Below are 23,331 nucleotides of genomic sequence, written 5' to 3' on the forward strand. Positions count from 1 at the left end.
GCCACCCCCGCCCGGCCCGCACGAGAGCGACCCGGCGGCCCGGATCGGGGCGGGCCGTCCTGTGGCGGGCCCCGGAAAGCTGCTTGTGACTCTTGTCCCTATTGCCCGAGATTCATGCTAATAGGGGCGTTTATTGAGCTATCTGGTTCGGATCTGGGGCATGCGGTTAGGCATGGCAGACCTTCCATTTCACGACAAGGGCGACTTCGAAGACGCGGACCGAGGGTTCCTCGCGAAGCTCAGCCCCGCAGTGATCAAAACGACGGACGGCAGGGTCATATGGGACAGCGACTCCTACGAATTCCTCCAGGAAGAATGTCCTGAGACCGCCCATCCGAGCCTCTGGCGGCAGGGCCAGCTGTGCGCCAGACAAGGTCTGTACGAGGTCACCGACGGCATCTACCAGGTACGCGGCCTGGACCTGTCGAACATGACCCTGGTCGAAGGCACCACGGGCGTCATCGTGATCGACCCGCTGATCTCCACCGAGTGCGCCGCCGCCGCGCTCAAGCTCTATCGCGCCCACCGCGGGGACCGCCCGGTCACCGGCGTCATCTACACCCACTCGCACTCCGACCACTTCGGCGGCGTACGCGGCGTCACCGACGGAGACGTGCCGATCCTGGCCCCCGCCGGGTTCATGGAGCACGCGGTGTCCGAGAGCGTCTACGCGGGCCCCGCGATGACCCGCCGCGCCGTCTACCTCTACGGCCCCGCCCTGTCGCGCTCGCCCGAGGGCCAGATCGGCTGCGGGCTGGGCATGACGGTCTCGACGGGGAGCATGTCGCTCATCCCGCCCACGGTCGAGGTCGTCCGTACGGGCCACGAGGAGCTCGTCGACGGCGTCAGCATCGTCTTCCAGCCCACGCCGGGCACCGAGGCGCCCGCCGAGATGAACATCCTCTTTCCCGCCCACCGCGCCCTCTGCCTGGCCGAGAACGCCACCCACAACCAGCACAACCTGCTCAGCCTGCGCGGAGCCGAGGTCCGCGACGCCCGCGTCTGGGCGCGCTACCTGACCGAGGCCGTGGCCCTGTTCGCCGACCGCGCCGACGTCGCCTTCGCCTCGCACCACTGGCCCACCTGGGGCCGCGAGTCGATCGTGCGCTTCCTGGAGCAGCAGCGCGACATGTACGCCTACCTGCACGACCAGACGCTTCGGCTGATCAACAAGGGGCTGACGGCGGCCGAGATCGCCGAGGCCGTGCACATGCCGCCCGAGCTGGAGCAGTCCTGGCACACGCACGGCTATCACGGCTCGGTCAGCCACAACGTCAAGGCCATCTACCAGCGTTACCTGGGCTGGTTCGACGGCAACCCGGCGCACCTGTGGGAGCACCCGCCGAGGGAGAGCGCGATCCGCTACGTCGAGTGCCTGGGGGGCGGCTCGGCGGTGGTCGCGTTCGCCAGGCGCTACATCGACGAGAACGACCTGCGCTTCGCCGCCCAGCTACTCAACCACGCCGTCTTCGCCGACGAGGGCAACAAGGAGGCCAGGGACCTGCTCGCCGAGGTCTACACCCGGCTCGGCCACGGGGCCGAGAACGCGACCTGGCGCAACTTCTACCTCATGGGCGCGCTGGAGCTCGCCGACGGCATCGTGCCCGCGACCTTGGAGTCCGTCGCGCCCGACCTGTTCGCGGCACTGACCGTGGAGCAGATCTTCGACTCGATCGCCATCCGGGTGAACGGGCCGCGCGCCTGGCACGAGCGCCTGTCCATCGACTGGCACCTCACGGATCTGGGGCGGCGGCACCGCACGACGCTGTCCAACGGCGCGCTGATCCAGCAGGCGGACCCGCGGGACGAGCTCGCCGACCTCACCCTGCGGCTGACGAAGGCACAGCTCGTGGGGCTGCTGGCGGGCAAGGGGGTCGAAGGGGTCGAACGGGAGGGCGACACGACGGTGCTGCAGCGCCTGGTCGCCGTCCTCGACCGCCCGGTCCCGGTCCCCGACTTCGCCATCGTCACCGCCTGACCGGCCGCGCTGTCACGCCGGGGCGGAGGCGTACGGCCCGGTCCTCAGTCTGGGCGGCGTTCCCGCATCTCGGCGTGCAGCGCCTTGCAGGCGAGGGCCAGCAACGTCACCACCACGGCCCCGACGCCGGGCCCGACCACCAGCGGCAGCGTCAGCTCGCCCGCGTGCCAGGCCGCCACCAGGATCGCCGCTGAGGTCAGCGCCCCCACCCCGAACATCGCCCCCCACAACGGCAGCACGTCCAGGTACGCGAACAGCAGCGGAAAGGCCAGCCACACGAACGGCGCCGCCCCCACGGCCAGCACCGCCCACCCCGCCGTCACCAGCCCGAGCCAGACCGGTCTCGCCTGGGGCCACCAGCGCCCGATCGGCGCGCCCGCCGCGTAGAGCAGGCCGAGCAGCGCGCCCCCGGCCGCCTGCATGGTGTTGCCATCGCGAAGAGCGGTGAGCACGGCGATCACGAGCAGCCCGCCGGCGGTGACGTGCACCGCCCAGCGCAGCAGTCGCAACGGAATGTTCATCATTACTGACCAACAGTAACCACAGATTTGCGGTGCCGTCCAAAACAACCGTTCCGGCCCGCCAAAGCCGGCCCATCCGGCCGCGCCGCTCGGGCGGTCAGGCGGCCCTGCGCCGGGTCACGGCCGTGATCGCGAAGTAGAGCAGGCCCGCCAGCACGAGCGCGATGACCACCCCGATGTTCGCCGCCCCGAACGTGCTCGCCTCCAGCTCGGCGCTCATCAGGAAGCCGACGACCTTGGCGATGTTCTGGTCGGCCGAGGTGATCAGCCCGATCCCCACGACCGAGGCCACGACCAGCGACACCACCCCGGCCAGGTTGAGCGCGGGCGCCCCGGGCCGCAGCAGCCGCTCGTCGTAGGAGGCGCCGCCGGCCCGCAGCCGCCACATGTCCACCAGGAAGATCGCCACCCAGGCGGCCATCACCACCCCGATGATCGCCAGGAACGACTGGAAGGTGCCCAGGAAGCTGGTGGAGACGAACAGCAGGTAGTAGCCGCCGAGCACCATGAGCACCCCGTCGATCAGCACGGCGTAGTGCCGCCTGACGGGCACGCCGAGCGCCAGCATCGACAGCCCCGACGAGTAGATGTCCATGATCGCCCCGGCCAGGAAGCCGCCGATGGCGGTCAGCAGGTACGGCAGCAGGAACCAGGTCGGCAGTGCCCCCGCCAGCGCCGCCACCGGATCGGAGCCCGCGTCCGCGGCCAGCTTGGGGTCACCGCCCGCCAGCAGCACCCCGAACACGAGCAGCACCATGGGCGGCAGCGCGCCCCCGAGCGTCGTCCACAGGGCCACCGACCGCGGGCTGGAGCTCGACGGCAGGTAGCGGGAGTAGTCGGCGCCGCAGTTGACCCAGCCGAGGCCGAGCAGGGTCATGGCGAAGATGATCGCGCCCGTCCATTCGCCGGGGCCTGCCGTGCTCTCCAGTGACACGCCGAGCTTCGGCGCCATCAGCACCAGGTAGACGACGGTCAGGACGACGAACACGTACGTCAGGTAGCGCTGCACCGCCATGATCATGGCGTGGCCGTACACGCCGACGGCGATCACCACGACGGCGGCGACGGCGAAGCAGAGCGCGGTGGCCGTCGTGGCCGGGATGCCGGGCGCGAGGCGCGCGAGGATCTCCTTGCCGCCCTGCGCGGAGAGCGTGACGAGCACGATCTCCCAGCCGACGTTCGAGATGTAGGAGAAGGCCGCGGGCAGCTTGTTGCCCTGGTAGCCGAACGGCGCCCGGCCCAGCGTCATCGTGGGCACGCCCGACCGCGTGCCGCCGATCGCGACCAGGCCGACCAGCAGGAACGACAGCGCGTACCCGATGGCGCCGGTGATGATCGCGGGCAGGACGCCCAGGTGGAGGCCGACGATGTAGACCCCGAACGCGATGCCGAACAGCGACAGGTTGGAGCTCGCCCAGGGCCAGAAGAGATCCCTCGGCCGGCCGTGGCGCTCGGCTTCGGGGACCGCGTTGATGCCGTTCTGCTCGACGGCCATCGTGTCCATGATCGGACGTTACCCGGCTTCTGCGAAGAAACGAACCCTATGTCGCGGGGACGCTTCGGTCAGTGCCGGGCGCGGGCCGGGCGCGGGCAAAGAAATCCTTCCTGGGCTCTATTTCGTGACCTGTGGGGAAACATGACTCTCATGCGGTAGCCGGTACCGTCTTCTGCCGCCGTGGGGTGCAGAAGTGGCCGTGATGGGGGCGTCCGGGATCGACACCCGAAAGCGTGCGCTGGCCGTGTGCCTGACGGCGGCGTTCATGTCCGGGCTGGACGTGAGCATCGTCAACGTCGCGCTGCCGTCGATTCGCGACGGGCTGCACGCCACGGAGGACGGGCTGCAGTGGACGCTGTCCGGCTACGCGCTCACGTTCGGCCTGCTGCTGGTCCCGGCCGGGCGGCTGGGGGACGCGCGGAGCCGACGGACGATCTTCATGTGGGGCGTGGTGCTCTTCACGCTGTCGAGCGCGGCGTGCGGGTTCGCCTGGAGCATGAACGTGCTCATCATCTCCAGGCTCGTGCAGGGCCTCGCGGCCGGGATGGTGAACCCGCAGGTCTCGGGCCTGATCCAGCAGATGTTCCGCGGCCACGAGCGGGGCCGGGCGTTCGGCGCGCTCGGCGCCACCATCGGGGTCTCCACGGCGGCGGGGCCGCTGATCGGCGGCGCGCTGGTCACCGCGTTCGGTCCCGACCACGGGTGGCGATGGGTGTTCCTGGTGAACGTGCCGATCGGGATCGTGCTCCTGCCCCTGGCCAGGAAGCTGCTGCCGGCGCCGCAGCACACGGACCGCACCGAGGAGCGGCGGCGGGAGAGCCTCGACCCGGTGGGCGTGCTGCTGCTCGGCGTGGGCGTGGCGGGCCTGCTGCTGCCCTTCATCCAGCGGCACCAGTGGGAGGGGGAGACCAAGTGGCTGCTCATCCCCGCCGCGCTGGTGGTGCTGGCCGGGTTCGTGACGTGGGAGCGGTTCTACTGGCGCGAGCCGCTGGTGACCCTCGCGCTGTTCCGCAAGCGGTCGTACAGCCTCGGGTCGATCATCGCGCTGTTCTACTTCGCCGGATTCACCGGGATCTTCTTCATCTTCACGCTGTACCTGCAGAGCGGGCACAACTACAGCGCGCTGATGGCGGGGCTGTCGATCACCCCGTTCGCGCTGGGCTCGGCGTCGGCCTCGGTGGTCGGCGGCCGGCTCGTCTCCCGCGCCGGGCGGCGGCTGGTGGCGTTCGGGCTGACCACGGTGATCGTGGGCCTCCTGGCCACGATGGCGGCGACCGCGCTGGTGCCCGGCGACAAGGTGGGCCTGGCCACCGCGCTGCCGCTGCTGATCGCGGGCATGGGCAGCGGCCTGGTCATCTCGCCCAACCAGGCCATCACGTTGTCCGAGGTGCCGCCGGAGGGCGGGGGCAGCGCCGCGGGCGTGCTGCAGACGGGGCAGCGGCTGGGGTCGGCCATCGGGATCGCGGCGGCGGGCACGATCTTCTTCGGCTCGCTGAGCGAGGGCTGGGCCACGGCGTTCCGCCATGGCCTGCTCGTGGTGCTGAGCTCCATCTGCATCGCCCTGGCCGCCGCCGTCTACGACCTCATCCGCACCTACCGCACCACCGGCACCAGCCAGTAGGCGGAGGCCGGCTCAGAGGGCCGGTGGCGCCGTCTCAGCCGGTAGGCGGAGGCCGGTTCAGCGGCCCAGCAGCGCCGCCTCCACTGCCGGGTCCAGGCCGACCGCGGGGCGGTCGGGGCGCATGGGCGCCTGGCCGCCGATGGCGCGCAGCCACGCCCACGTGTCGGCCACCGTCTCCATGACCGGGCGGCACCGCAGCCCCGCCGCCACCGCCTTGGACACGTCGGCCCCATGCAGGAAGTCGTAGTCGTCGCCCGTCAGCCAGATCGGCAGGTCGATCCACGGCCGCACGCCCGCGGCCAGGATCGGCTCCGCCGCCACCCAGCGCAGCTCGGCGTCCGACCCCGTCGCCTGTACGCACGCTTCGAGCAGCTCGCGCATCGTGGTGAAGCCGGGCGGGCTCACCACGTCATAAGCCCCGCCGAGGCCCTGCTCGGCCGCGCGCAGGCACCACGCGGCCAGGTCACGCGCGTCGATGTACTGCAACCCGAGCTCCCCGGGCGCGGGAGCCAGGACGGGGCCGCCGCGGGCGATCCTGGTCAGCCACCAGGGCAGCCGCCCGATGTTCTCGTAGGGCCCGAGAATCAACCCGGCCCTGGCCAGCAGGGCCCGCTTCCCGAAGGCGGCCACCGCGCCCAGCTCCGCCCCCGCCTTGTTCCTGGCGTAGTCGCCGTCGCCGTCATCGGCCGACGCCGCCACGACCGGCGCGCTCTCGTCCGCCCCGAACGGCACCGGCCCGGCGTAGACCGACCTGCTGGACACGTAGACGTAATGGCCGGCCCGGTCGGCCAGCAGCGCGGCGGCGTCCCTGACCGCGGACGGAGCCCACGACCAGGTGTCGACCACGACGTCCCACTCGCCCCGCTCCAGCGCCGCCAGCCCGCCGGGCGCCGACCGGTCGCCGCGCAGCGCCGTCACGCCCTCGACCGGCTCGTGCCGGCCCCGGTTGACCGTCGTCACCTCCCAGCCCAGCGCCAGCGCCTCCAGGGCGAACGCCCGCCCCACGAACTCCGTCCCGCCCAGCACCAAGACCTTCATGGCACCCCAGCCTGGCCGCCGCGACCCGTGAGCGGAAGACGAGCACGCCCTCAGCAGAATCGCCCTCAGCGGAAGACACACGAGCCCTCAGCGGATGACGCGCACGGCCTCAGCGGACGACACGCAAGCCCTCAGCGGACGACGCACGCCCCCAGTGGGCGCCGCTCCGGGCAAAATTCGGCGGGATCATGTACACACAGTGATCGCCGATGAGTAATCGTCTCGTGTATGGGCAGATCAGAGGCCATCATGTTGCGAACCTCGCCTGCGGGTAAATGTCACTGATAGTGATGCCGGAGGAGGGGGTGCGGTGCTGACAAGGCTCTTCCCCCGCTCCATCCGGGCACGCCTGACCACGATCGCCACGCTGGTGGCGGCGATCGTCCTGTCCACCACGTCCATCCTCACGCTGGCCACCGCGCCGGACAACCTGGAGGGGGTCGTGCAGTCGCGGGTGGAGCTCGCCGTGCGGCGGGTCGCCAGCGAGGCCCGTACGGGAGAGCTGCCCAAGGTGCTCCAGACCCCGCCGCGCGTCCAGCTCCTCCAAGTGATCTCGGACGACGGCAGGCTGGTCGCGGCCAGCCCCGCCCTCACGGACGGGCCGCAGATGAAGCCGTTCCCGGTCCCCGAGCCCGAAACGGTCTACACCACCGAGCTCAACATGAGCCGCAAGGGGACCGAGATCGGCGTCCACTACCTCGTCATGGGCATGCGGGTGAACACGCCGAACGGCCCGGTCACGGTCTACGGCGCGTCGTCGCTCACCGACGTGGACCGAGCCCTCAGGTGGATCTTCCTCCTGGTCTTCCTCGGGACCCCGCTCATCCTGGCCCTCGTGGCAGGCACGACGTGGGCCGTGGTCGCGTTCGCCCTGCGCCCGGTCGAGCGCATCCGCAAGGAGATGGCCGAGATCACCGGTCAGGACCTGAGCCGGCGCGTGTCCGTGCCCGACACAGGCGACGAGATCACCTACCTGGCCGCCACCACGAACCACACCCTCGACCGGCTCGAACGCTCCGCCGAGACCCAGCGCCGCTTCGTCGCCGACGCCTCGCACGAGCTGCGCAGCCCCATCTCGGCCCTGCGGGCCCAGCTGGAGGTGGCCAACGCCTACCCGGAAGAGGCGGACTGGCCGTCCACGTGCATGCGCGCGCTGAGCTCAGCCGAGCGCCTCACCAGCATCATCGACGAGCTGCTGCTGCTGGCCAAGCTCGACGCGGGCGCGGTCCCCGAACGCCGCGTGGTGGACATGTGCCGCCTGGCCGAGGACCAGGTGTTCCGCCGCGCGGGCGCCAGGGTGCCCATCCACCTGGACCAGTGCGGCACGGCCCCCGTCTTCGGCTCGCCGGTGCAGCTCGACCGCCTCCTGACGAACCTCCTGGACAACGCCACCAGGCACGCCGCCACCAGGATCGACCTGACGGTGGCGAGAGAGGCTGACCGGGTGGTCGTGACGGTGACCGACGACGGGGACGGCATCGCGCCGCACGACCGGGAGCGGGTCTTCGAGCGCTTCATGCGCCTCCCGGAGGCCCGGGCGAAGGACAAGGGCGGCAGCGGCCTCGGCCTGCCCCTGTCCAGGGAGATCGCCATCGCCCACCGCGGCACCCTCGTGGTCGTCGAGCACTCGCCCGGGGCCCGCCTCGTCTGCGTCCTGCCCGTCCACGAGCGGCCTGAGCGCCCCTGAGCCCGCGGGCCGGGGTCAGCTTCGGGGGCCCTCAGCCCTGTACGGCGGGTCGGGTGCCGTACAGGGCTGAAAGGGGGTCAAGAGAGATCAGCCAACTGCGGTGATGCGGTTGGTGGCGGGCGGGGCGATCGGGTTGTTCCTGCCCAGTTGCTCCACGAACGCGTCGATGTCCAGCGGTCCGCTCCACAGGTCGGTCCCGTCGCGGAAGGCCAGGAACGCGTCCCCGCCGCCCACCAGGAAGTTGTTCGCCGCGACCCGGATGGACTGCGTGTCCGTCACCGCCACCCCGTCGATCCTCATCTCGGACACCTTGGAGCCCCAGGCGGCGGCCCGGTTGTAGGTGTAGGTGAAGTTCGCGGAGGGCTGCAGGATCTTGGTGAACGCCTGGTTGTTCGGCCCGCCGGTGAACTGCTGCTCCAGCACCGTCTTGAGCTGCGCGCCGGTCAGCGTGACGACCTGCATGAGGTTGTTGAACGGCTGCACCGTGAACGCCTCGCCGTACGTGACGACGCCGTCGCCCTCGTTGACCGGCGAGCTCGCGTACGTCAGCGACGCCCGCACCCCGCCCGGGTTCATCAGCGCGATCTGCGCGTTGCCGCCCGTCCTCGTCGCGGCGAGCTGGCCGTCGGCGATGAGGTTGCCGAGCGCGGACTCGCCGGAGGGCGCGGCCACGTTCGTGATGTCGGCGGTGATCGTACCGACCGCCCTGTTAGCGACGGGGGCGACGCGGTCCTTCCACGTCTGCACGAACGCCGAAATTTCAGGATCGGCGGTGACCGTGCGGGTCACGACGTGGTTGTCCGCCACGACCGAAGCCCGGTCGATGTCGCGGGTCTTGACGTTCACGTTCAAATCGACCTGCGTGATGACGCGCCCGAACGACCCGCCCTGCGAGTACACGCGGTCGTTGCCCGCCGGGTCCTTGACCTTGCACAGGTACGCCTGGTGCGAGTGGCCGCTGAGGATCAGGTCGACCTCGGAGTCCACCTGCGTGGCGATGCGGTTGCCCGCCCCGGGGACCGCGCTGCACGCGTCGGGTGACTGGCCCGCGGTCACCTGGTCACCCTCGTGCACCAGCACGACCTGCGCCTTCACCCCCACCAACTTGAGCAGCTTGGAGGCCACGTTCGCCGCCTTGACCTCGTCCACGAACTTGAGATCCTTGATCCCCTCGCTCGTGACGATGCTCGGCGTGGTCTGCGTGACCAGGCCGATGAAGCCGATCGGCACGCCGTTCATCCACTTGACGCTGACCGGGGGCAGCGCGGGCACTCCCCAGTCGGACAGCAGCTTCTGGACCTGCGGCTGCTGGCCGAGCGCGGCGAGGGCGTCGGTCTTCTCGTTCGGGTTCTTGAACAGGACGTTCGCCCCGACGTAGTCGAACTGCGCGCCCTTCCAGGGCCCCGCCGGCGAGCAGCCGTCCACCGGGTGGCAGCCGCCCTTCATGATCCGGCGCAGCTCCGTGTAGCCCTCGTCGAACTCGTGGTTGCCCACCGCGGCCACCTTGAGCCCCAGCTTGCCCATGAACTCGACCGACGGCTCATCGTGGTAGGCCGCCGAGATCAGCGGCGTCGCCCCGATGAGGTCGCCTTGGGCGACGGCGATGGTGTTCTTGTCGGCGAGGGCCTTCATATGGGTGGCCACGTACGCCGCGCCACCGGCGTCGACGGTGTTGCCGTTCTCGTCCACCATGCGGCCGGAGGACCCGGTCGGAGGCTCAAGGTTGCCGTGGAAGTCATTGAGGGCGAGCAGCCGGACAGGAACCGTCCTGGGGGCCCTGCTCGCGTCCGCCGGGAGGGTGGCGAGCAGGACCGCACCCGAGGCGACGGCTCCGGCCAGCGCCAGCCGGAGGAAGGAACGAGACGTCATGGCCCAAGACGTTACGGCGGTAATCTGTGCAGCCAATGTCGCAAAGGTAACGATATGCCGGGCCGGCACATGGCGTTATTTGCCAGTCATGCGCCTAGAGTTCGTTCTGTGAGCGCGCACGTGGAGATCAGAGAACAACTCGATGACCAAGAGATCGCCGAAGTGCTCGACCTGGTGGGCGCGGCGACGGAGGCTGACGGCGTGCGCCCGCTCAACGAGCACGTGATGCTCCACCTGCGCTACGGCGGCGACCCGCAGGCCCGCTCGCTGCTGCTCCAGGCCGGCGGCACGCTGCTGGGCTACGCCCACGTCGATCCGACCGACGAGGTCGAGGGTCCCAGCGTCGAGCTCGTCATCCACCCCGCCCACCGCCGCAAGGGCAACGGCGCGCGCCTGCTGAGGGCCGTGATCGAGCTGACCGGCGGCCGGCTCAGGCTGTGGGCCCACGGCGGTCACGCGGGCGCCGGGGCGCTGGCGGTCTCGTTCGGTTTCGAGCGCGTACGCTCGCTGTGGCAGATGCGCCGCTCCCTCTTCGCCCCGCTGGCGGCCTACACCGTCCCGCCCGGCATCTCCCTGCGGACGTTCGTGCCCGGCCAGGACGAGGAGGCCTGGCTCAAGGTCAACGCCGCCGCCTTCGCCCACCACCCCGAGCAGGGCGCCTGGACGATGGACGACCTGCTGCGGCGCGAGCAGGAGCCCTGGTTCGACCCGGAGGGATTCTTCCTGGCCTTCCGCGACGACCGGCTCGTGGGCTTCCACTGGACGAAGATCCACGGCTCTTCCGACCACGGCCACGAGCCCCTGGGCGAGGTCTACGTGGTGGGCGTCGACCCCACCCAGCAGGGCACCGGCCTGGGGAAGGCGCTCACGCTGGCCGGTCTCGGCCACTTGCGCTCGCGCGGCCTCGCCCAGGCGATGCTGTACGTGGACGAGGCCAACACGGCGGCGATCAGGCTGTACGAGTCCCTCGGCTTCAACCGGTGGGACGTGGACGTGATGTACGCCAGCGGCCAGTGACGGCCTGACGGTGATGTGCACGAGCGGCCGGTGACGGCCTGACGGTCATGTCCGCCAGCGGCCGGTGACGGCCTGACGGGTGATGTACGCGAGCGGCCAGGTGACGGCCTGGCGGCCTATTCGACGATCGCGTGCAGGATGAAGTAGGAGACGGAGGCCACCAGGGCGGCGGCCGGGATGGTCAGGATCCAGGCGGTCACGATGTTCCCCGCGACGCCCCACCGCACGGCGCTGAGCCGCTTGGTGGCACCCACACCCATGATCGCCGAGGTGATCGTGTGCGTGGTGGAGATGGGCGCCCCGAAGCCGATGGCCGCCCCGTACAGCACGGTCGCCGCCGCCGACTCCGCCGCGAAGCCCTGCGGGGGGTCGAGTGCGATGATCCGCCGGCCCAGCGTGCGCATGATGCGCCAGCCGCCGGCGTACGTGCCCAGTGAGATCGCCCCCGCGGCGGCCAGGATGACCCACTGAGGGATGGGATCGCCCTGGTTGGCATAGCCGCCGACGGTGAGGGACAGGAAGATGACCCCCATCGTCTTCTGCGCGTCCTGCAGCCCGTGCCCCAGCGCCATGGCGGCGGCGGAGACGGTCTGCGCGTAGCGGAAGCCCCGGTTCGTCTTGCCCGGCTGGCTGTTGCGGAAGATCCAATAAATTGCGATCATGATCGCCGCGGCCAGCGTGAACCCGATCAGCGGTGACAAGATCATCGGGATGACGACCTTCTCGACCACGCCGTCCCAGTGCACCACGCTGGCGGAGGCCAGCGCGGAGCCCACGAGGCCGCCGATGAGCGCGTGACTGGAGGACGACGGCAGGCCGAAATACCAGGTGATCAGGTTCCAGGCGATCGCGCCGATGAGCGCGGAGGCCACGATGACCAGGCCGTGCGAGCCGTTCGGGGCGTCGATGATGCCCTTGCCGACCGTCTGGGCGACCTGGGTGCCCAGGTGCGCGCCGATGAAGTTCATGGCCGCGGCCATGAACAACGCGGCCCTCGGGGTGAGGGCCCGGGTCGAGACGGAGGTTGCGATGGCGTTCGCCGCGTCGTGGAATCCGTTGGTGTAGTCGAATGCCAGTGCGATGACGACCACGCCGATGACGAGGGCGAGCGTGAGGTCCACGTCTGGGCCTAGCTTTCCTTGACCGCGATCGACTCGACGGTGTTGGCCACATGCTCGAAGGCGTCGGCGGCCTCTTCGAGGGCGTCGACGACCTCCTTCATCTTCATGACCGTGAGAGCGTCGTACTCACCGCTGAACAGCTTGGCCAGCAGCCGCCGGTAGACCTGGTCGCCTTGGTTCTCCAGGCGATTGACCTCGATCCAGTACTCGTTGAGGTTCTTCATCGAGCGCAGCCGGGGCATGGCCTCGGCGGTCAGCTCGGCGGCCCGCTCCAGCACTTCGACCTGGCGGACGACGTCCTTGGGCAGGTGATCGATCTGGTAAAGCACGATGAGGTCGGAAGCCGCCTCCATGGCGTCCATCACGTCGTCGAGGTTCGAGGCGAGACGGTAGATGTCCTCGCGGTCGAACGGAGTGATGAAGCTCTCATTCAGCCGGTTCATGATCGCATGGGTGCGTTCGTCCCCGGCATGCTCGCAGGCGCGCATCTTCTCGGCCAGGGCCTCCCTGTCCGATCCGTCGCTGATGATCTCTACCAGCAGGCGGGATGCCGTGACCAGGTTGTTCGCCGAGTCGGCGAACAGGTCGTAGTAGCTGTCCTCACGTGGCGTGAGACGCAGGCGCACGTCGTTCTCCAGATGTGCGGGGATGGTCCGTGGAAGAGAGTACGGGTTACCAGGCGAAATGCGAACTTCATGTCCCCTTCTCCTTCTGGCTACCCTGCGTATGTTGCGCGACACCGGGACCGGGGTAGTTTGAGTGCCTTTTTGCGGCAACCCCGTACCGGCCAGGGCTCGTGCCCGCCGGCCAGCCTCACTGTGAGTTGTCGCGAGGCTAGTTGTTCATGGTGACCCGATGGTCGATCGGCTGGTTGATCGGCGGAAATTCATCTGGCTTTCACAGCTGCGAGCCCAATGGGCGGTCCCTAGATCTTGGTCCGGTGAAAGTTCCTGAACGACCGGGACGGTGTCGGCCCCCGCTGTCCCTGATAACGCGATCCGTACTTGTCCGACCCGTATGGATGCTCGGCGGGCGAGCTGAGCCGGAACACGCACAACTGCCCGATCTTCATCCCGGGCCAGAGCTTGATCGGCAACGTGGCCACGTTCGACAGCTCCAGCGTGACGTGCCCGCTGAACCCCGGATCGATGAACCCCGCCGTCGAATGCGTCAGCAACCCCAGCCGCCCGAGCGAGCTCTTCCCCTCCAGCCGGGACGCGAGATCGTCCGGCAGGGTGATGACCTCGTAGGTGGAGGCCAGCACGAACTCGCCCGGATGCAGGATGAACGGATCCTCCCCATCCGGCTCGACCATCCGCGTCAGGTCTGGTTGCTCGACGGATGGGTCGATATGCGGGTACCGATGGTTCTCGAAGACCCGGAAAAAGCGGTCAAGCCGTACGTCGATGCTGGAGGGCTGGATCATCTCCTCGTCGAAGGGGTCGAGCGTGAGCCGCCCGGAGTCGATCTCAGCAAGGATGTCACGGTCAGATAGCAACACGGTGAGCAACCTACCGCCCGGCAGGAAACTCTGGGGCCTTGGGATTGCTGTAGTGCGCCAAGTTTCCGCTACAGTGGGGGACGCGGCTTCGGGCCGCACGCGGGTGTAGTTCAATGGCAGAACATCAGCTTCCCAAGCTGACAGCGCGGGTTCGATTCCCGTCACCCGCTCTCACTGTGAAGGCCCAGGTGGGGATATGAATCCCGACCCGGGCCTTGATTGTTTCCGGACTTGTTCGATCTTCGCGGGCCATTAACGGGCCATTAGCTCATGATCACCCTGCCGGGACCAGCGCGCCTGCCGTGCCCTCGTCGTCGTCATCGCCCCGTGCTTCGAGTTGCCGATCGATGGCGTTGGTGATCGCCTCGTCGGCTCCTCTGACCGCGTGCTGGTAGATCATGGCCGCCCGTACGTTGTCGTGTCCCATGCGAGCCATGAGGTCCTTCAGGCCCGCGCCGGACTCGGCGGCCAGCATGTTGCCCGTGTGCCTCAGGTCGTGGAAATGAAGCCCCGGCAGGCCCATCTCCGTGACCACATCCACCCACCGAGTGCGCGTGTTGAAGCCGCTCCGGCGTATCGGCCCGCCCTTGGCTGCTGGGAACATCAGCGAGCCCGGCTCGCTCTGAACGTAGGTGTTCATGTGCTCCTGGAGGATGGGGACGATGCTCTGCGGAATGCCCACCGTCCGGCGACCGGCCTTGGACTTGGGCGGTCCCAGCACCAGCCCGCCCGCAGAGCGCTCGACGAAGGCGACTCGGACGCGGACCGCACGTGCCTTGAGATCGACATCCATCCGGCGAAGTGCACTGACCTCACCCCATCGCAGGCTCGCGAAGGTGGCCAAAAGCACCATCGCACGGAACCGCCGGTCCTGGGTGGAGTCGGCCTTTCCCTCCACGGCCATCTTCCACAGGTCACGCTCGGCCGCTGCTCGTGCAAGGAACATCTCCGGATGGGTACGCATCGCGCCGTGCCGTTGAAAGCGCAGCCGGTATGCCCCGTCCTTGATCTTGCGGACATTGCCGATCGGACGTAGCCCGACTCGGTCGGCCAGCTCGAACACCTGGGAGACGGTGAGCACCGGACGCTCTTGCGCGTGCTCGTCGCCGGCCCCTCGGATCCGGCACGGGTTGTGCGGGATGACGTGGTCGTCGGCGGCGGTCATCAGTACGGCCCGTAGCAGCCGATACGCCTTGGCGGCCATGCTCACCGATACTCCGTTGCCGAGCAGATCGGCCCGCCACTGCCGAACGGTCGAAGTACTGATCTTGGCTATCTGGACGTTGCCGAGATGCGGCGTGATGTGCTTCTTGAGCAGCCAGCGATAGAGATCAACCGTCCGGGGACGCAGACCAGGGCGTTGAGCGATCCAGGTCTCGGCGTAGTCACGCAGCTTGATCCTGCCGCGTTCTGGATCGTTCCATTCACCCTTGATGATCTGTGCCTCGATGAGCGACAGCGCCCGTTCCGCGTCGGACTTGCGTTCGTAGGTGTCGGTGCCCGTACGCATCCGGCCGTCGGGTGCGGGATAGCGGATCTGGTACCGCCCGGACTCCCGCTTGCGGATGCTGCCGAAACGGCGGTGGTTCTCCTTGTTCGCCATCAGGCGGCCCTCCTGGTTGCGTCGAAGGTCGTCATGGGCGCGACGGTCCCGGCAACGACGAAGGCGATCAGTGCGGACTCACGGATGCGGACGTGCCGCCCGACCTTCACGAACTCGATCCGGCGTTCGGCGATCAGCCGGCGGACGAAGCGAACCGAGGTGCTGAGCAGTTCGGCCGCTTCCGGGACGGTGAACAGTTGGTCCAAGATCTCCTCCTCTCAGGCGGCCTGTGGAGTTGCCGAAAGTTCTTCGAGTCGTCTCAGGTGGGCGCGCCATCGCTGGCGTTCAGCGATGGATCGAAGGAGCCGGACACCGATCGGAGCAACATCGGGATCGCCTGGCTTGACCGGTTGCCAGACGTAGCGGTGCGGGTCGGTAGGTTCGTCGACCTGGCCGAGGGCTTCCAGGACCCAGGTACGGCGGTCCTGCTTGTGTTCGGCGAACGTCTTGTTGCTCCACTTGCGGGAGACGAGGACCCGGCGACCGGCGTAGCCGAGGTGTTCGGGCTTGTGGGCCTTGGACCGGCAGCGGCCGGGGACCAACCCGGACTTGGCGTTCTTGGGCTGCACGCCATAGCGCAGCCAGTTCGGGCAGGTCGGCGAGCAGGGCTCGTAACGAAGGGCATCGACGAAACGGGCCGAGTGCTCCCGCTGGGCCTGACCGTCCAAGGTCTCGCCGAGGCTCTTCGTCAGGTACTTGGACAGGTATCGGATGCACTGGTCAGCGTCCGGTGACCCGGCGAGCACGCCCTTGACGTCCACCTGATCGCCGAAGCGGATCACGTGCATGGGCTCGTCGCCGAGCTGGTCGAGGGCTTCGTCCCAGGTGGGTAGGACCTCGCCCGTGTCGGGGTCCACGTAGCCGATGCCGTCGTTCCAGATAGGCAGGTGGTCACCCTCGAAACGGGCTTCATCCGCCTGAGGCCACCAGACCTGGTGATAGGTCGCCGCCGCGATCTGCTTCATCTCGGCACGCGGCAAGGTGCCCCGGACAGCCATGTGCAGATGCGGAGCGAGCCGCTTCTGAGGCTCCACCGTGGCGAAGTACTGCACGTCGTAGCCAGCGACCCGGCGAAGGTTCTGCACGAACCGGTCCACGAGCTTGGAGAAGTGCAGCGCGTCACGAGCTGCCCGAATGTAGTCGTACGTGTCTGGATCGATGGGAGCGCTGTTCATGACCTTGCCGTAGCTCGGCAGGGTGAGCGTGACGAACAACGAAGGCCGGTAGGTCCTGCCGTCCGCCGCCTCGAAGGTCCGCCCCAGAGTCGTGTTGGCCATCTTTCGCTTGGGCAGGTCGGGCGCGTCCTGGCGGCGCTTGGTGGAGCGGACGCGCTTGGACCCCATACGACCGAGCACGTTGCCGCGCATCCCGGCCTCGCTGATCTCGATATCAAGTCCGGTGAGGACGGCGTCCAAGTCGGAGGTGTCGCCGCCGGCCTTTTCCTCCTCGTCGCGCTTGGCCTGCATGTCGGCCCGGAACTCGACGAGCCAGCGCTGCCCATCGGTGGTTTCGTCGGGCGTGATGATCGGCTCCTCGTCGAGGTGCCAGCCCTCGCGGCACTGCGCCATCCGGAGCTGCCGATTGCGCTTGGCGCACGGAGGACACTTGCTCTCCAACGGCGAGCCGCACGGGACATCGACGACCTCTGACTTGCCGGTCGTCACGTCGAGCCGCTTGAGCGCCACGGGCCGGATGCAGACGCCGTGAAGCTTGGCGATCTCCTCGGCCACGTCGCGGGCGAGCGGTTGAGCCATGCGGACAGCGCGCGGAGTCTTGCGGTCGGTCAACGGACCTCCTCTCCGATCTCGGGGAACGTGAGCGCGGTCTGTCCGCACTCGGAGCACTCGACCAGGCCGCGCACCGTGTCGAGCCAGAGGACATTCAGCGCACGGCACGAAGCGCAGCGGAGGCCGTCGAGGAAGTGAGCCAGCGTCATCGGACCTCACCGACCATCGCGCGGATGTCGTCATCGGAGACGTACGCGGCGCGTACGCGGATCGGATCTGGACTGGTCTCCAGCCGCACGTATCCGACGCCCGCGCCCCGCTCCGGACGAGGAGAGATGCGATCGGCCAGTGCGCCGCGATCTCTTGCCCCGTCACCGAGCACCATGTCCACCTGCTCCGACTCGTCGAGCCGCAGGGCGATCTTGTCCGGGAAGAGGTTGCGGATGTTCATGACCTCCTTGCGAGGGTCCTGGAGAGCCGCCAGGACGCCGACGCCGACCGCGCGTCCCTGAGTGGTCAGCGTGGCCAGAGCAGCCGAGATGCGCTGCCTGAGCTGCCTGTCGGACTGGTAGGCGGTAAGGAACGCCACCTCGTCGACCACGACCAGGACGAAGGGGTCGTCAAGGGTAGGCGTGTGCGATCGCTGCACTCCGGCGAAACGAGCCGCACGCTTGTGCATGACGCTCACGGCCTCGTCGAGCAGGTCAGCGCAGTCAGCGGGATCGGCCGCGTACCGACCGCCGAAGAGAGCCTTGCCGTACGACAGCTCCATGAGCTTCGGATCGAGCGCCCAAACCTCCGCCAGGCCCGCATGCATCGCAGGCATGAGCCCACGAATCGCTGACCAGATGATCGAGCCCTTGCCCGCTCCAGTGGCCCCGGCGACGAGGACATGAGTCCCATGCAGCCGGAGGAGCCACGGCGAGCCGTCTTCTCGCCTACCGATCTCGACCGGTCCGAGGGTCGGTGTGTCTGGAAGTGGAAGCGCCGCTATTGGCGTGGCCAGCGGATCGTGACGCGGAAAGGTCAGCACGAGCTGCCCGGCCTTGACCACCGAGACGCGGCACGTCTCCGACCCGAAGCCATGGGACAGGTTCTCGATCCTGTCGGACCAGTCCTTGACCGCCTGGCCGTCGAGCATGCGGACGGTGAGCCGATCGGCCCAAGAGTCGGAGCTGACCTTGACCAGCCGCGGAATGTACTCCCGTCCGCGTATGTGCCGAGCCAGCCCGGCGACGGTCATGACCGGTTGCCAGTGCCGCCGATAGATCCAGAACCAGCGACCGAAGGCGACCAGCCGCCAGCCGATCCACCGCGCGAACGTCGGCCTGTCGAGGATCGCCCAGGCGCCCATGGCCATGAGAGCCGGGACGACGAGCAGCAGCGCGACGCGCCAGCCGTACACGAGGCAGAGCCCAGCGGGAACGGTGATCGCGGCCAGCGCTACGGGGTGCCGCCAGACGAGGCGGAAAAGGCCGGCTACGAACCGGGCGGTGAAGATGACCAGAGTGATGATGGCCGGGGTCTGCACCACGGCCGGTTTGAAGACCACCGCCGTGTCAGGGGTGGTGGAGACGATGCGGTGCGGCTCATCGCCGGGCATCTTCTTGAACATTAGGGTGAAGTCCTTCCAAGCATGTCGCGTGTGTGCGGAAGACCGAGGGGCCGCCGGAAGTTGCCGCTTCCTGCGGCCCCGCTGAACATCAGGCCGCCTCGCCAGCGGTGGTCTGGGCGGACTGCTCAGAGTGCAGCCGCTCGCAGTCGGCCAGATACCGAGCGGCGGCGTTGAAGATGTCGCGAGCGACGGTGAGGTCCTGGTCGGTCACCGGTCCTGCGGTCGAGACGGTCACTGACGCGTCCGAGGTGCCTAGGTCGAAGCAGGGCTTGCCGCTCTCCCCGAGCCAGGCGTGCACCCGCAACTCCGCCGAGCAGAAGGCGACGCTGAACCGCGACGGTTGATCGGGACGCATGGAGACAGTGACGTAGGTGTACGGGCTGAGCGTCATCGACCCGCCACCCTCAGCCCGTTCGGCAGGCCGTGGAACATGCGCTCCACCGCACCGGCGAACATGGCAGCCTCGCGCGCCAGACTCCGAGCGAACTCGACGTCGTCGAGGGTGACGTGATCGTTGGCCGACGTGGTGACGAGCACCTGTGTGCCGCCGAAGATGAGCCCCAGGACCGGCGACCGCTGCGGATACGGATGGTTCCGCACATCAGCGCCCTGGCCGACCTTGAGCGCGATCGTGCTGACCGGACGGACCTTCCGCCGCCCCATCACGCCGCGTCCTTAGCAGCGGACGTCGCCTTACCTGCCGGGCGAGGCGCGCGCATCTCGCGAACCTTGATCGAGTACGCCAGCCTTCCGGCCTGGTTGACGTACGGCGTTGCGGTCATGTGGTCGAACTCGACCGGCGTGAACGGCAGCCCGGCCATCGGAGCCGGAGGAACCGGCTGGGTCGGGCTGAGGATCTTGACGGAGACGGTCTTCTGAGCCGCCTTGAGCGTCGGGTCGGCATCCATGACGCTGACCTGCCAGACAAGCTCTGCGCTCTGCTTGTCGCGGGTCTGGACGAAGCGCCCGTTGGTCGAGGCGTCGAAGTCCTTGACGGGCTCGACCTCGCCCACGATGTAGCAGCCGTGCGGGAAGACCATGTCGAACGTGACGGGGATGGGACCTTGCAGTGCCATAAGGCTTGCTCCTAGCTTGTCGTCTTGTCGCTAACTCGTCTTGTCGAGTTGTCATGAAGGTACCCGCAGGTCAGGGACTTGACAACACGAGTTAGCGGGATTTCTTCAAGATCTTTTGCGAGCTAGGAGGAACCCACCTATAAGCCATGTGGCAAATAGGGTCGTTTTATGGCATGGCAAGAAAATCGCAAAAGCGAGGAATGCCCTGGCTCGGGGCGATTGCCGTGAATGATTGCGCCGTAGAACAGGCTCCGAACTAGAGCGAGTAGGAGTCTTCCAACTCGTGCAGGTCTCCGGGCAGCACTAGGTCCACAACAAGCACGGGCCGCCCTCCACCGTTGAACACGCTGGCCAGCACTCCGAGAACCGGCGCACTCTTGCGAATCTCCATGAGCTTGGCTTCGTCTGTTGAAGGATGCCTGGCGCTCAGTCGTTCGACGACATGTTGGAGATTGAGCCCCTTGCTCGCTCGGAGATGTTCCCTGATGCCGGCGGTGAGAGGCTGCGCCTCGCCGAGCTGCGTTCCCTCGGCCTGATGCACCGGACACCACACGGTGAACAGGTCCGTCGGTCGCTCATCATCGCGGAAGAGAACACGACGACGTACGACCGTGGATCCCTCCGGCACGTCCAACAGCTTCGCTACTGCCGCACTCGCCGCCAATGATCCTGCGTCGATGACCGTGCTGTTCTCGTCGGCTTCCACACGGTCCAGGACAGCGCGTCCCGGACGGGGATTCTGGCTGGATGCGCCCGGCGGGGCAGCCTTCACGAAGGATCCCTTGCCGTGTTCCCGCTCGATGACTCCACGGAGTTGGAGAACTTGGAGGGCGCGGACGACAGTCGGACGGCTCACCTTGAAGTCTCGGACAAGCTGCGTCTCGGAGGGCAGCAGAGAGCCGGGCGGATAGGTCCCGTCCGCGATCTTCTGCCTGATCGTTTGCACGATCTGGGCGTACTTCGGCGGCGCGAACTCTTCAGAGGACATGACGACCATCCAACAACTCGACTTGTCGTTAAGCCTAGTTCGAGTTGGACGGCCTGTCTCCCCCCTCAGCTACAGGAAGCGTACGAGCTGGTGGAGGAACCATCTGACTGCGCAACAGACAGCCCACCACCAGCACCAAGACGCGACGGAAATGGCACCCCTGAACTCGCCAACCGCCGCGCCCGCCTATCGAGCCTCACCATTGAGGAGGGCAATCCAGACGTCTTGCGCCTCTTTGGACCGCCAGCGATACGTCTCGTGAACCTCCTGTACCGCTCCATCGAGACGCGTAGTCCGACGGATGTAGGCAAGGCCACCCTCGCGACACCGTTCGTAGACGGTGTCCTCGCACTCGCAGGTGTACTCGATCACGCGCGGCGGACCCTGCTTGCGGACCACCTCCCGCCAGACCAGGCGCATGTGGTTCGACCGAGGCGGACCAACGTGAGGCGCAAAACACCCGACGTAGATGTTCACAGCAGCGCACCCCGTCCGGTCCCGCTGCACCGCCAGCAGTCATCGCGGTGTCGGTCATGGAGAGCGGCATCGCCTGAGTTGTCCTCGGCCACCACCACGGCCCGGCGGAGGCTGATGTATTTCCAGCCTCGCCCTGAGCAGGAGTTACACGGCGCAGTCATGGAACGAGGATTGCCCGAGGACTTGTCACGTCTCGATCGCTATCGAGTACCGTCTGTAATCGACTCGTCTCTTTTCGTCTCCTCTTTGTCTCGTCCGAGCCCGTCTCTGTCGCTAACCTGGGCTTATATGGCACCCCAGCCCGAGGCGCGGATCATGACTGACCAGCCGATCCTGTTGAAGACTCTCCTGACGCAACGCCACTGGCAGACCTACAGCACGTTCTGTAAGGAGTACGACAAAGCCGCCAAGAGGGTGGATCCGTCGTTGCAGGGTGGTTGGCCGAGTCGAGCACAGCTCCACCGATGGCTGAACGGGGAGCTCAAGGGCTTGCCGTACTCAGGCCACTGCCGCGTCTTGGAAGCGATGTTCCCGGACAGGTCGGCGCATGAGCTGTTCACCACGGCCGCCGTCGAGATCCCCGCCCGGAGAACAGATCCGGAGCCAGCCAGAAGCGTCGGCCCCGACACCGCAGTCTGCCCCATGCCGCAGATGGCTGACATGACCGCTGTCTTCAGTAGCCGCTCGGCCTTCTCCTCCGCATACCCGGCCTCGTCGATGTTCGACGACGCGAAGGAGATCAACGCAGCAGGCCTGTCGCTCAACATCCTCTGCCAGAGCTATCCCGATCATCAGCTCAAGCGCCTGCTGGACTCCGGCGCGCGCATCCGCTGCCTCTTCCTCGACCCGAAGGGCCAGGCGATCCGCGCCCGCGAAGCAGAAGAGGGCTACACCGACAGCACCCTGACAACCCTCACAGCGCTCAACATCAGCATGCTGACCAGGTTGCGTGATCGGCTCGACACCACGTCGGCCCAACGCCTTGAACTTCACGTCTACGACGAGACGATCCGGTTCAACTTGCTCATCGTGGACCGCGCGTTGTGCGTGGTCCAGCCGTACCTGCCGCAGGCACGCGGAGTTGATTCACCAACCTTTGTGATCAAAGACAACACCGCCGCAGAGGGGCTGTTCCCCATCTTCGACCAGGTGTTCAGGGATATGTGGGAGCGGAGCAACCCTGTATGACCATCGATGCCCGCGTGCTTCTCCCTATCGCCGAACGCGCCGTTTCCATCGCCAGCGAGATCATCAAAACCAAGGCTCCCGGCGCCGTCACCGCCAAGGGTGACCGCGACATGGCCACCGAGGTGGACTACGCAGTAGAGCACGCCGTACGAGAGTTTCTGACTCGCGAGACGCCAGAGATCGGATTCCTCGGCGAGGAGGAAGGCGCCAGCCGGATGAGTGACGGCCTGATGTGGACGCTGGACCCGGTGGACGGTACGGCCAACTTCCTTCACGGCCTCCCCTTGTGCGGCGTCTCCTTGGGCTTGATCGACAGCGACATGCCCACGCTCGGAGTCATTGACTTGCCGTTTTTCAACCTCCGCTACACGGCGGTGGAAGGCGCCGGCGCTCAAGCCAACGGATCTCATATTCAGGTGAGCGACGCGCGCGATCTGGGAACCGCTATCGTCGCTATCGGCGACTACGCCGTAGGCGAGAACGCGCAGGAGCGAAACAGGGTACGACTCGCTCTGACCCAAGAGTTGGCCGCACGGGTCCAGCGCATACGGATGTTCGGCTCAGCCGCCATGGACCTCGCATGGGTGGCAGACGGCAAGATCGACGCCAACATCATGCTCAGCAACAATCCCTGGGACACTGCCGCAGGCGTCATCATCGCCCGCGAAGCGGGAGCAACAGTCGTTGACCTCGATGGCAGCCAACACAGCATGACCGCCCACGCGACCATCGCAGCTAGCCCCAAGCTGGTGGCTGATCTCGTGGAACTCATCACTGAGGCTCGGCAATCGACGATGTAGCGGCAGTCG

The 23,331-nt window shown here is 67.7% G+C and carries 22 protein-coding genes and 1 tRNA gene; 7 read left to right on the forward strand and 16 right to left on the reverse strand.

Going from position 1 to position 23,331, the window contains the following annotated elements; all coding sequences use genetic code 11:
- The first annotated feature begins 172 nt into the window (after positions 1-172).
- Complete coding sequence (locus ETD85_RS01535; RefSeq protein WP_138687750.1) at positions 173-1,978, forward strand: alkyl/aryl-sulfatase; 1,806 nt, start codon at positions 173-175, stop codon at positions 1,976-1,978.
- 44 nt (positions 1,979-2,022) lie between these two features.
- On the opposite strand, the gene ETD85_RS01540 is transcribed toward ETD85_RS01535, so the two are convergent.
- Complete coding sequence (locus ETD85_RS01540; RefSeq protein WP_138687751.1) at positions 2,023-2,502, reverse strand: hypothetical protein; 480 nt, start codon at positions 2,500-2,502, stop codon at positions 2,023-2,025.
- A 94-nt stretch (positions 2,503-2,596) separates the two neighbouring features.
- Positions 2,597-4,003 carry a purine-cytosine permease family protein gene (locus tag ETD85_RS01545; RefSeq protein ID WP_138687752.1) on the reverse strand — a complete coding sequence of 469 codons (1,407 nt, stop codon included), beginning with the start codon at positions 4,001-4,003 and terminating at the stop codon, positions 2,597-2,599.
- Positions 4,004-4,196: 193 nt separating this feature from the next.
- Here ETD85_RS01545 and ETD85_RS01550 point away from each other — a divergent pair, with 193 nt between their 5' ends.
- Positions 4,197-5,615, forward strand: a complete 1,419-nt coding sequence (locus tag ETD85_RS01550; RefSeq protein ID WP_138687835.1) for an MFS transporter — start codon at positions 4,197-4,199, stop codon at positions 5,613-5,615.
- A 57-nt stretch (positions 5,616-5,672) separates the two neighbouring features.
- On the opposite strand, the gene ETD85_RS01555 is transcribed toward ETD85_RS01550, so the two are convergent.
- Entirely contained in the window at positions 5,673-6,653 is a 981-nt protein-coding gene (locus ETD85_RS01555; RefSeq protein ID WP_138687753.1) for an NAD-dependent epimerase/dehydratase family protein, read from the reverse strand.
- A 310-nt stretch (positions 6,654-6,963) separates the two neighbouring features.
- Between ETD85_RS01555 and ETD85_RS01560 the strand changes: the two genes are divergently transcribed.
- On the forward strand, positions 6,964-8,340 hold the full coding sequence (locus ETD85_RS01560; RefSeq protein ID WP_138687754.1) for a sensor histidine kinase: 1,377 nt from the start codon (positions 6,964-6,966) through the stop codon (positions 8,338-8,340).
- An 87-nt stretch (positions 8,341-8,427) separates the two neighbouring features.
- Here the strand turns inward: ETD85_RS01560 and ETD85_RS01565 are convergent, their stop codons facing one another.
- The gene (locus ETD85_RS01565) at positions 8,428-10,209 is read right to left on the reverse strand and encodes a bifunctional metallophosphatase/5'-nucleotidase (protein ID WP_138687755.1); all 1,782 of its coding nucleotides are present in this window, start codon (positions 10,207-10,209) and stop codon (positions 8,428-8,430) included.
- A gap of 108 nt (positions 10,210-10,317) precedes the next feature.
- Here ETD85_RS01565 and mshD point away from each other — a divergent pair, with 108 nt between their 5' ends.
- Positions 10,318-11,226 (forward strand): mycothiol synthase, encoded by a 909-nt coding sequence (mshD, locus tag ETD85_RS01570; RefSeq protein WP_240778755.1) that lies wholly within the window; start codon positions 10,318-10,320, stop codon positions 11,224-11,226.
- Positions 11,227-11,342: 116 nt separating this feature from the next.
- On the opposite strand, the gene ETD85_RS01575 is transcribed toward mshD, so the two are convergent.
- The 3 genes from ETD85_RS01575 to dcd all read right to left on the reverse strand — a co-directional run bounded on the left by ETD85_RS01575 (position 11,343) and on the right by dcd (position 13,848).
- Complete coding sequence (locus ETD85_RS01575; protein WP_138687757.1) at positions 11,343-12,347, reverse strand: inorganic phosphate transporter; 1,005 nt, start codon at positions 12,345-12,347, stop codon at positions 11,343-11,345.
- Positions 12,348-12,355: 8 nt separating this feature from the next.
- Positions 12,356-12,973, reverse strand: a complete 618-nt coding sequence (locus tag ETD85_RS01580) for a DUF47 domain-containing protein (RefSeq protein WP_106243913.1) — start codon at positions 12,971-12,973, stop codon at positions 12,356-12,358.
- A gap of 299 nt (positions 12,974-13,272) precedes the next feature.
- The gene (gene dcd, locus ETD85_RS01585; protein WP_170246456.1) at positions 13,273-13,848 is read right to left on the reverse strand and encodes a dCTP deaminase; all 576 of its coding nucleotides are present in this window, start codon (positions 13,846-13,848) and stop codon (positions 13,273-13,275) included.
- A gap of 99 nt (positions 13,849-13,947) precedes the next feature.
- On the opposite strand from dcd, the gene ETD85_RS01590 reads away from it, so the two are divergent.
- Positions 13,948-14,018, forward strand: a tRNA-Gly gene (locus ETD85_RS01590).
- Between the two features lie 104 nt (positions 14,019-14,122).
- On the opposite strand, the gene ETD85_RS01595 is transcribed toward ETD85_RS01590, so the two are convergent.
- From ETD85_RS01595 to ETD85_RS01630, 9 genes are all read right to left on the reverse strand, one after another.
- Positions 14,123-15,451 carry a tyrosine-type recombinase/integrase gene (locus ETD85_RS01595; RefSeq protein WP_138687758.1) on the reverse strand — a complete coding sequence of 443 codons (1,329 nt, stop codon included), beginning with the start codon at positions 15,449-15,451 and terminating at the stop codon, positions 14,123-14,125.
- Positions 15,451-15,657, reverse strand: a complete 207-nt coding sequence (locus ETD85_RS01600) for a helix-turn-helix domain-containing protein (protein ID WP_240778757.1) — start codon at positions 15,655-15,657, stop codon at positions 15,451-15,453. The genes ETD85_RS01595 and ETD85_RS01600 overlap by 1 nt, the downstream gene beginning before the upstream one ends.
- Positions 15,658-15,669: 12 nt before the next feature.
- Positions 15,670-17,205 (reverse strand): replication initiator, encoded by a 1,536-nt coding sequence (locus ETD85_RS01605; RefSeq protein ID WP_138687837.1) that lies wholly within the window; start codon positions 17,203-17,205, stop codon positions 15,670-15,672.
- Between the two features lie 29 nt (positions 17,206-17,234).
- On the reverse strand, positions 17,235-17,387 hold the full coding sequence (locus tag ETD85_RS62815; protein WP_170246457.1) for a hypothetical protein: 153 nt from the start codon (positions 17,385-17,387) through the stop codon (positions 17,235-17,237).
- On the reverse strand, positions 17,384-18,793 hold the full coding sequence (locus ETD85_RS01610) for an FtsK/SpoIIIE domain-containing protein (protein WP_138687760.1): 1,410 nt from the start codon (positions 18,791-18,793) through the stop codon (positions 17,384-17,386). The genes ETD85_RS62815 and ETD85_RS01610 overlap by 4 nt, the downstream gene beginning before the upstream one ends.
- Positions 18,794-18,881: 88 nt before the next feature.
- Positions 18,882-19,184 carry a hypothetical protein gene (locus ETD85_RS01615; protein WP_138687761.1) on the reverse strand — a complete coding sequence of 101 codons (303 nt, stop codon included), beginning with the start codon at positions 19,182-19,184 and terminating at the stop codon, positions 18,882-18,884.
- Positions 19,181-19,459, reverse strand: a complete 279-nt coding sequence (locus tag ETD85_RS01620; RefSeq protein ID WP_138687762.1) for a hypothetical protein — start codon at positions 19,457-19,459, stop codon at positions 19,181-19,183. The genes ETD85_RS01615 and ETD85_RS01620 overlap by 4 nt, the downstream gene beginning before the upstream one ends.
- The gene (locus ETD85_RS01625; protein WP_138687763.1) at positions 19,456-19,869 is read right to left on the reverse strand and encodes a plasmid replication, integration and excision activator; all 414 of its coding nucleotides are present in this window, start codon (positions 19,867-19,869) and stop codon (positions 19,456-19,458) included. Before ETD85_RS01625 ends, ETD85_RS01620 begins: the two co-directional genes overlap by 4 nt.
- A gap of 256 nt (positions 19,870-20,125) precedes the next feature.
- Positions 20,126-20,857 (reverse strand): GntR family transcriptional regulator, encoded by a 732-nt coding sequence (locus ETD85_RS01630; protein ID WP_240778759.1) that lies wholly within the window; start codon positions 20,855-20,857, stop codon positions 20,126-20,128.
- A 765-nt stretch (positions 20,858-21,622) separates the two neighbouring features.
- On the opposite strand from ETD85_RS01630, the gene ETD85_RS01635 reads away from it, so the two are divergent.
- Positions 21,623-22,522, forward strand: a complete 900-nt coding sequence (locus ETD85_RS01635) for a DUF5919 domain-containing protein (protein ID WP_206058020.1) — start codon at positions 21,623-21,625, stop codon at positions 22,520-22,522.
- Positions 22,519-23,322: an inositol monophosphatase family protein gene (locus tag ETD85_RS01640; protein ID WP_138687765.1), complete on the forward strand. Its 804-nt coding sequence runs from the start codon at positions 22,519-22,521 to the stop codon at positions 23,320-23,322. The genes ETD85_RS01635 and ETD85_RS01640 overlap by 4 nt, the downstream gene beginning before the upstream one ends.
- Positions 23,323-23,331 lie beyond the last annotated feature (9 nt).

The organism is Nonomuraea zeae, from assembly GCF_005889725.1.
Lineage (GTDB): Bacteria > Actinomycetota > Actinomycetes > Streptosporangiales > Streptosporangiaceae > Nonomuraea > Nonomuraea zeae.

What these genes read in the sequence shown, in the direction of transcription:
- ETD85_RS01535 (WP_138687750.1), top strand. Translation starts at nt 173, where the DNA reads ATGGCAGACCTTCCATTTCACGACAAGGGCGACTTCGAAGACGCGGAC.
- ETD85_RS01540 (WP_138687751.1), bottom strand. Translation starts at nt 2,502, where the DNA reads ATGATGAACATTCCGTTGCGACTGCTGCGCTGGGCGGTGCACGTCACC.
- ETD85_RS01545 (WP_138687752.1), bottom strand. Translation starts at nt 4,003, where the DNA reads ATGGACACGATGGCCGTCGAGCAGAACGGCATCAACGCGGTCCCCGAA.
- ETD85_RS01550 (WP_138687835.1), top strand. Translation starts at nt 4,197, where the DNA reads ATGGGGGCGTCCGGGATCGACACCCGAAAGCGTGCGCTGGCCGTGTGC.
- ETD85_RS01555 (WP_138687753.1), bottom strand. Translation starts at nt 6,653, where the DNA reads ATGAAGGTCTTGGTGCTGGGCGGGACGGAGTTCGTGGGGCGGGCGTTC.
- ETD85_RS01565 (WP_138687755.1), bottom strand. Translation starts at nt 10,209, where the DNA reads ATGACGTCTCGTTCCTTCCTCCGGCTGGCGCTGGCCGGAGCCGTCGCC.
- ETD85_RS01595 (WP_138687758.1), bottom strand. Translation starts at nt 15,451, where the DNA reads ATGGCGAACAAGGAGAACCACCGCCGTTTCGGCAGCATCCGCAAGCGG.
- ETD85_RS01605 (WP_138687837.1), bottom strand. Translation starts at nt 17,205, where the DNA reads ATGGCTCAACCGCTCGCCCGCGACGTGGCCGAGGAGATCGCCAAGCTT.
- ETD85_RS62815 (WP_170246457.1), bottom strand. Translation starts at nt 17,387, where the DNA reads ATGACGCTGGCTCACTTCCTCGACGGCCTCCGCTGCGCTTCGTGCCGT.
- ETD85_RS01610 (WP_138687760.1), bottom strand. Translation starts at nt 18,793, where the DNA reads ATGTTCAAGAAGATGCCCGGCGATGAGCCGCACCGCATCGTCTCCACC.
- ETD85_RS01615 (WP_138687761.1), bottom strand. Translation starts at nt 19,184, where the DNA reads ATGACGCTCAGCCCGTACACCTACGTCACTGTCTCCATGCGTCCCGAT.
- ETD85_RS01625 (WP_138687763.1), bottom strand. Translation starts at nt 19,869, where the DNA reads ATGGCACTGCAAGGTCCCATCCCCGTCACGTTCGACATGGTCTTCCCG.
- ETD85_RS01630 (WP_240778759.1), bottom strand. Translation starts at nt 20,857, where the DNA reads ATGTCCTCTGAAGAGTTCGCGCCGCCGAAGTACGCCCAGATCGTGCAA.
- ETD85_RS01635 (WP_206058020.1), top strand. Translation starts at nt 21,623, where the DNA reads ATGGCACCCCAGCCCGAGGCGCGGATCATGACTGACCAGCCGATCCTG.
- ETD85_RS01640 (WP_138687765.1), top strand. Translation starts at nt 22,519, where the DNA reads ATGACCATCGATGCCCGCGTGCTTCTCCCTATCGCCGAACGCGCCGTT.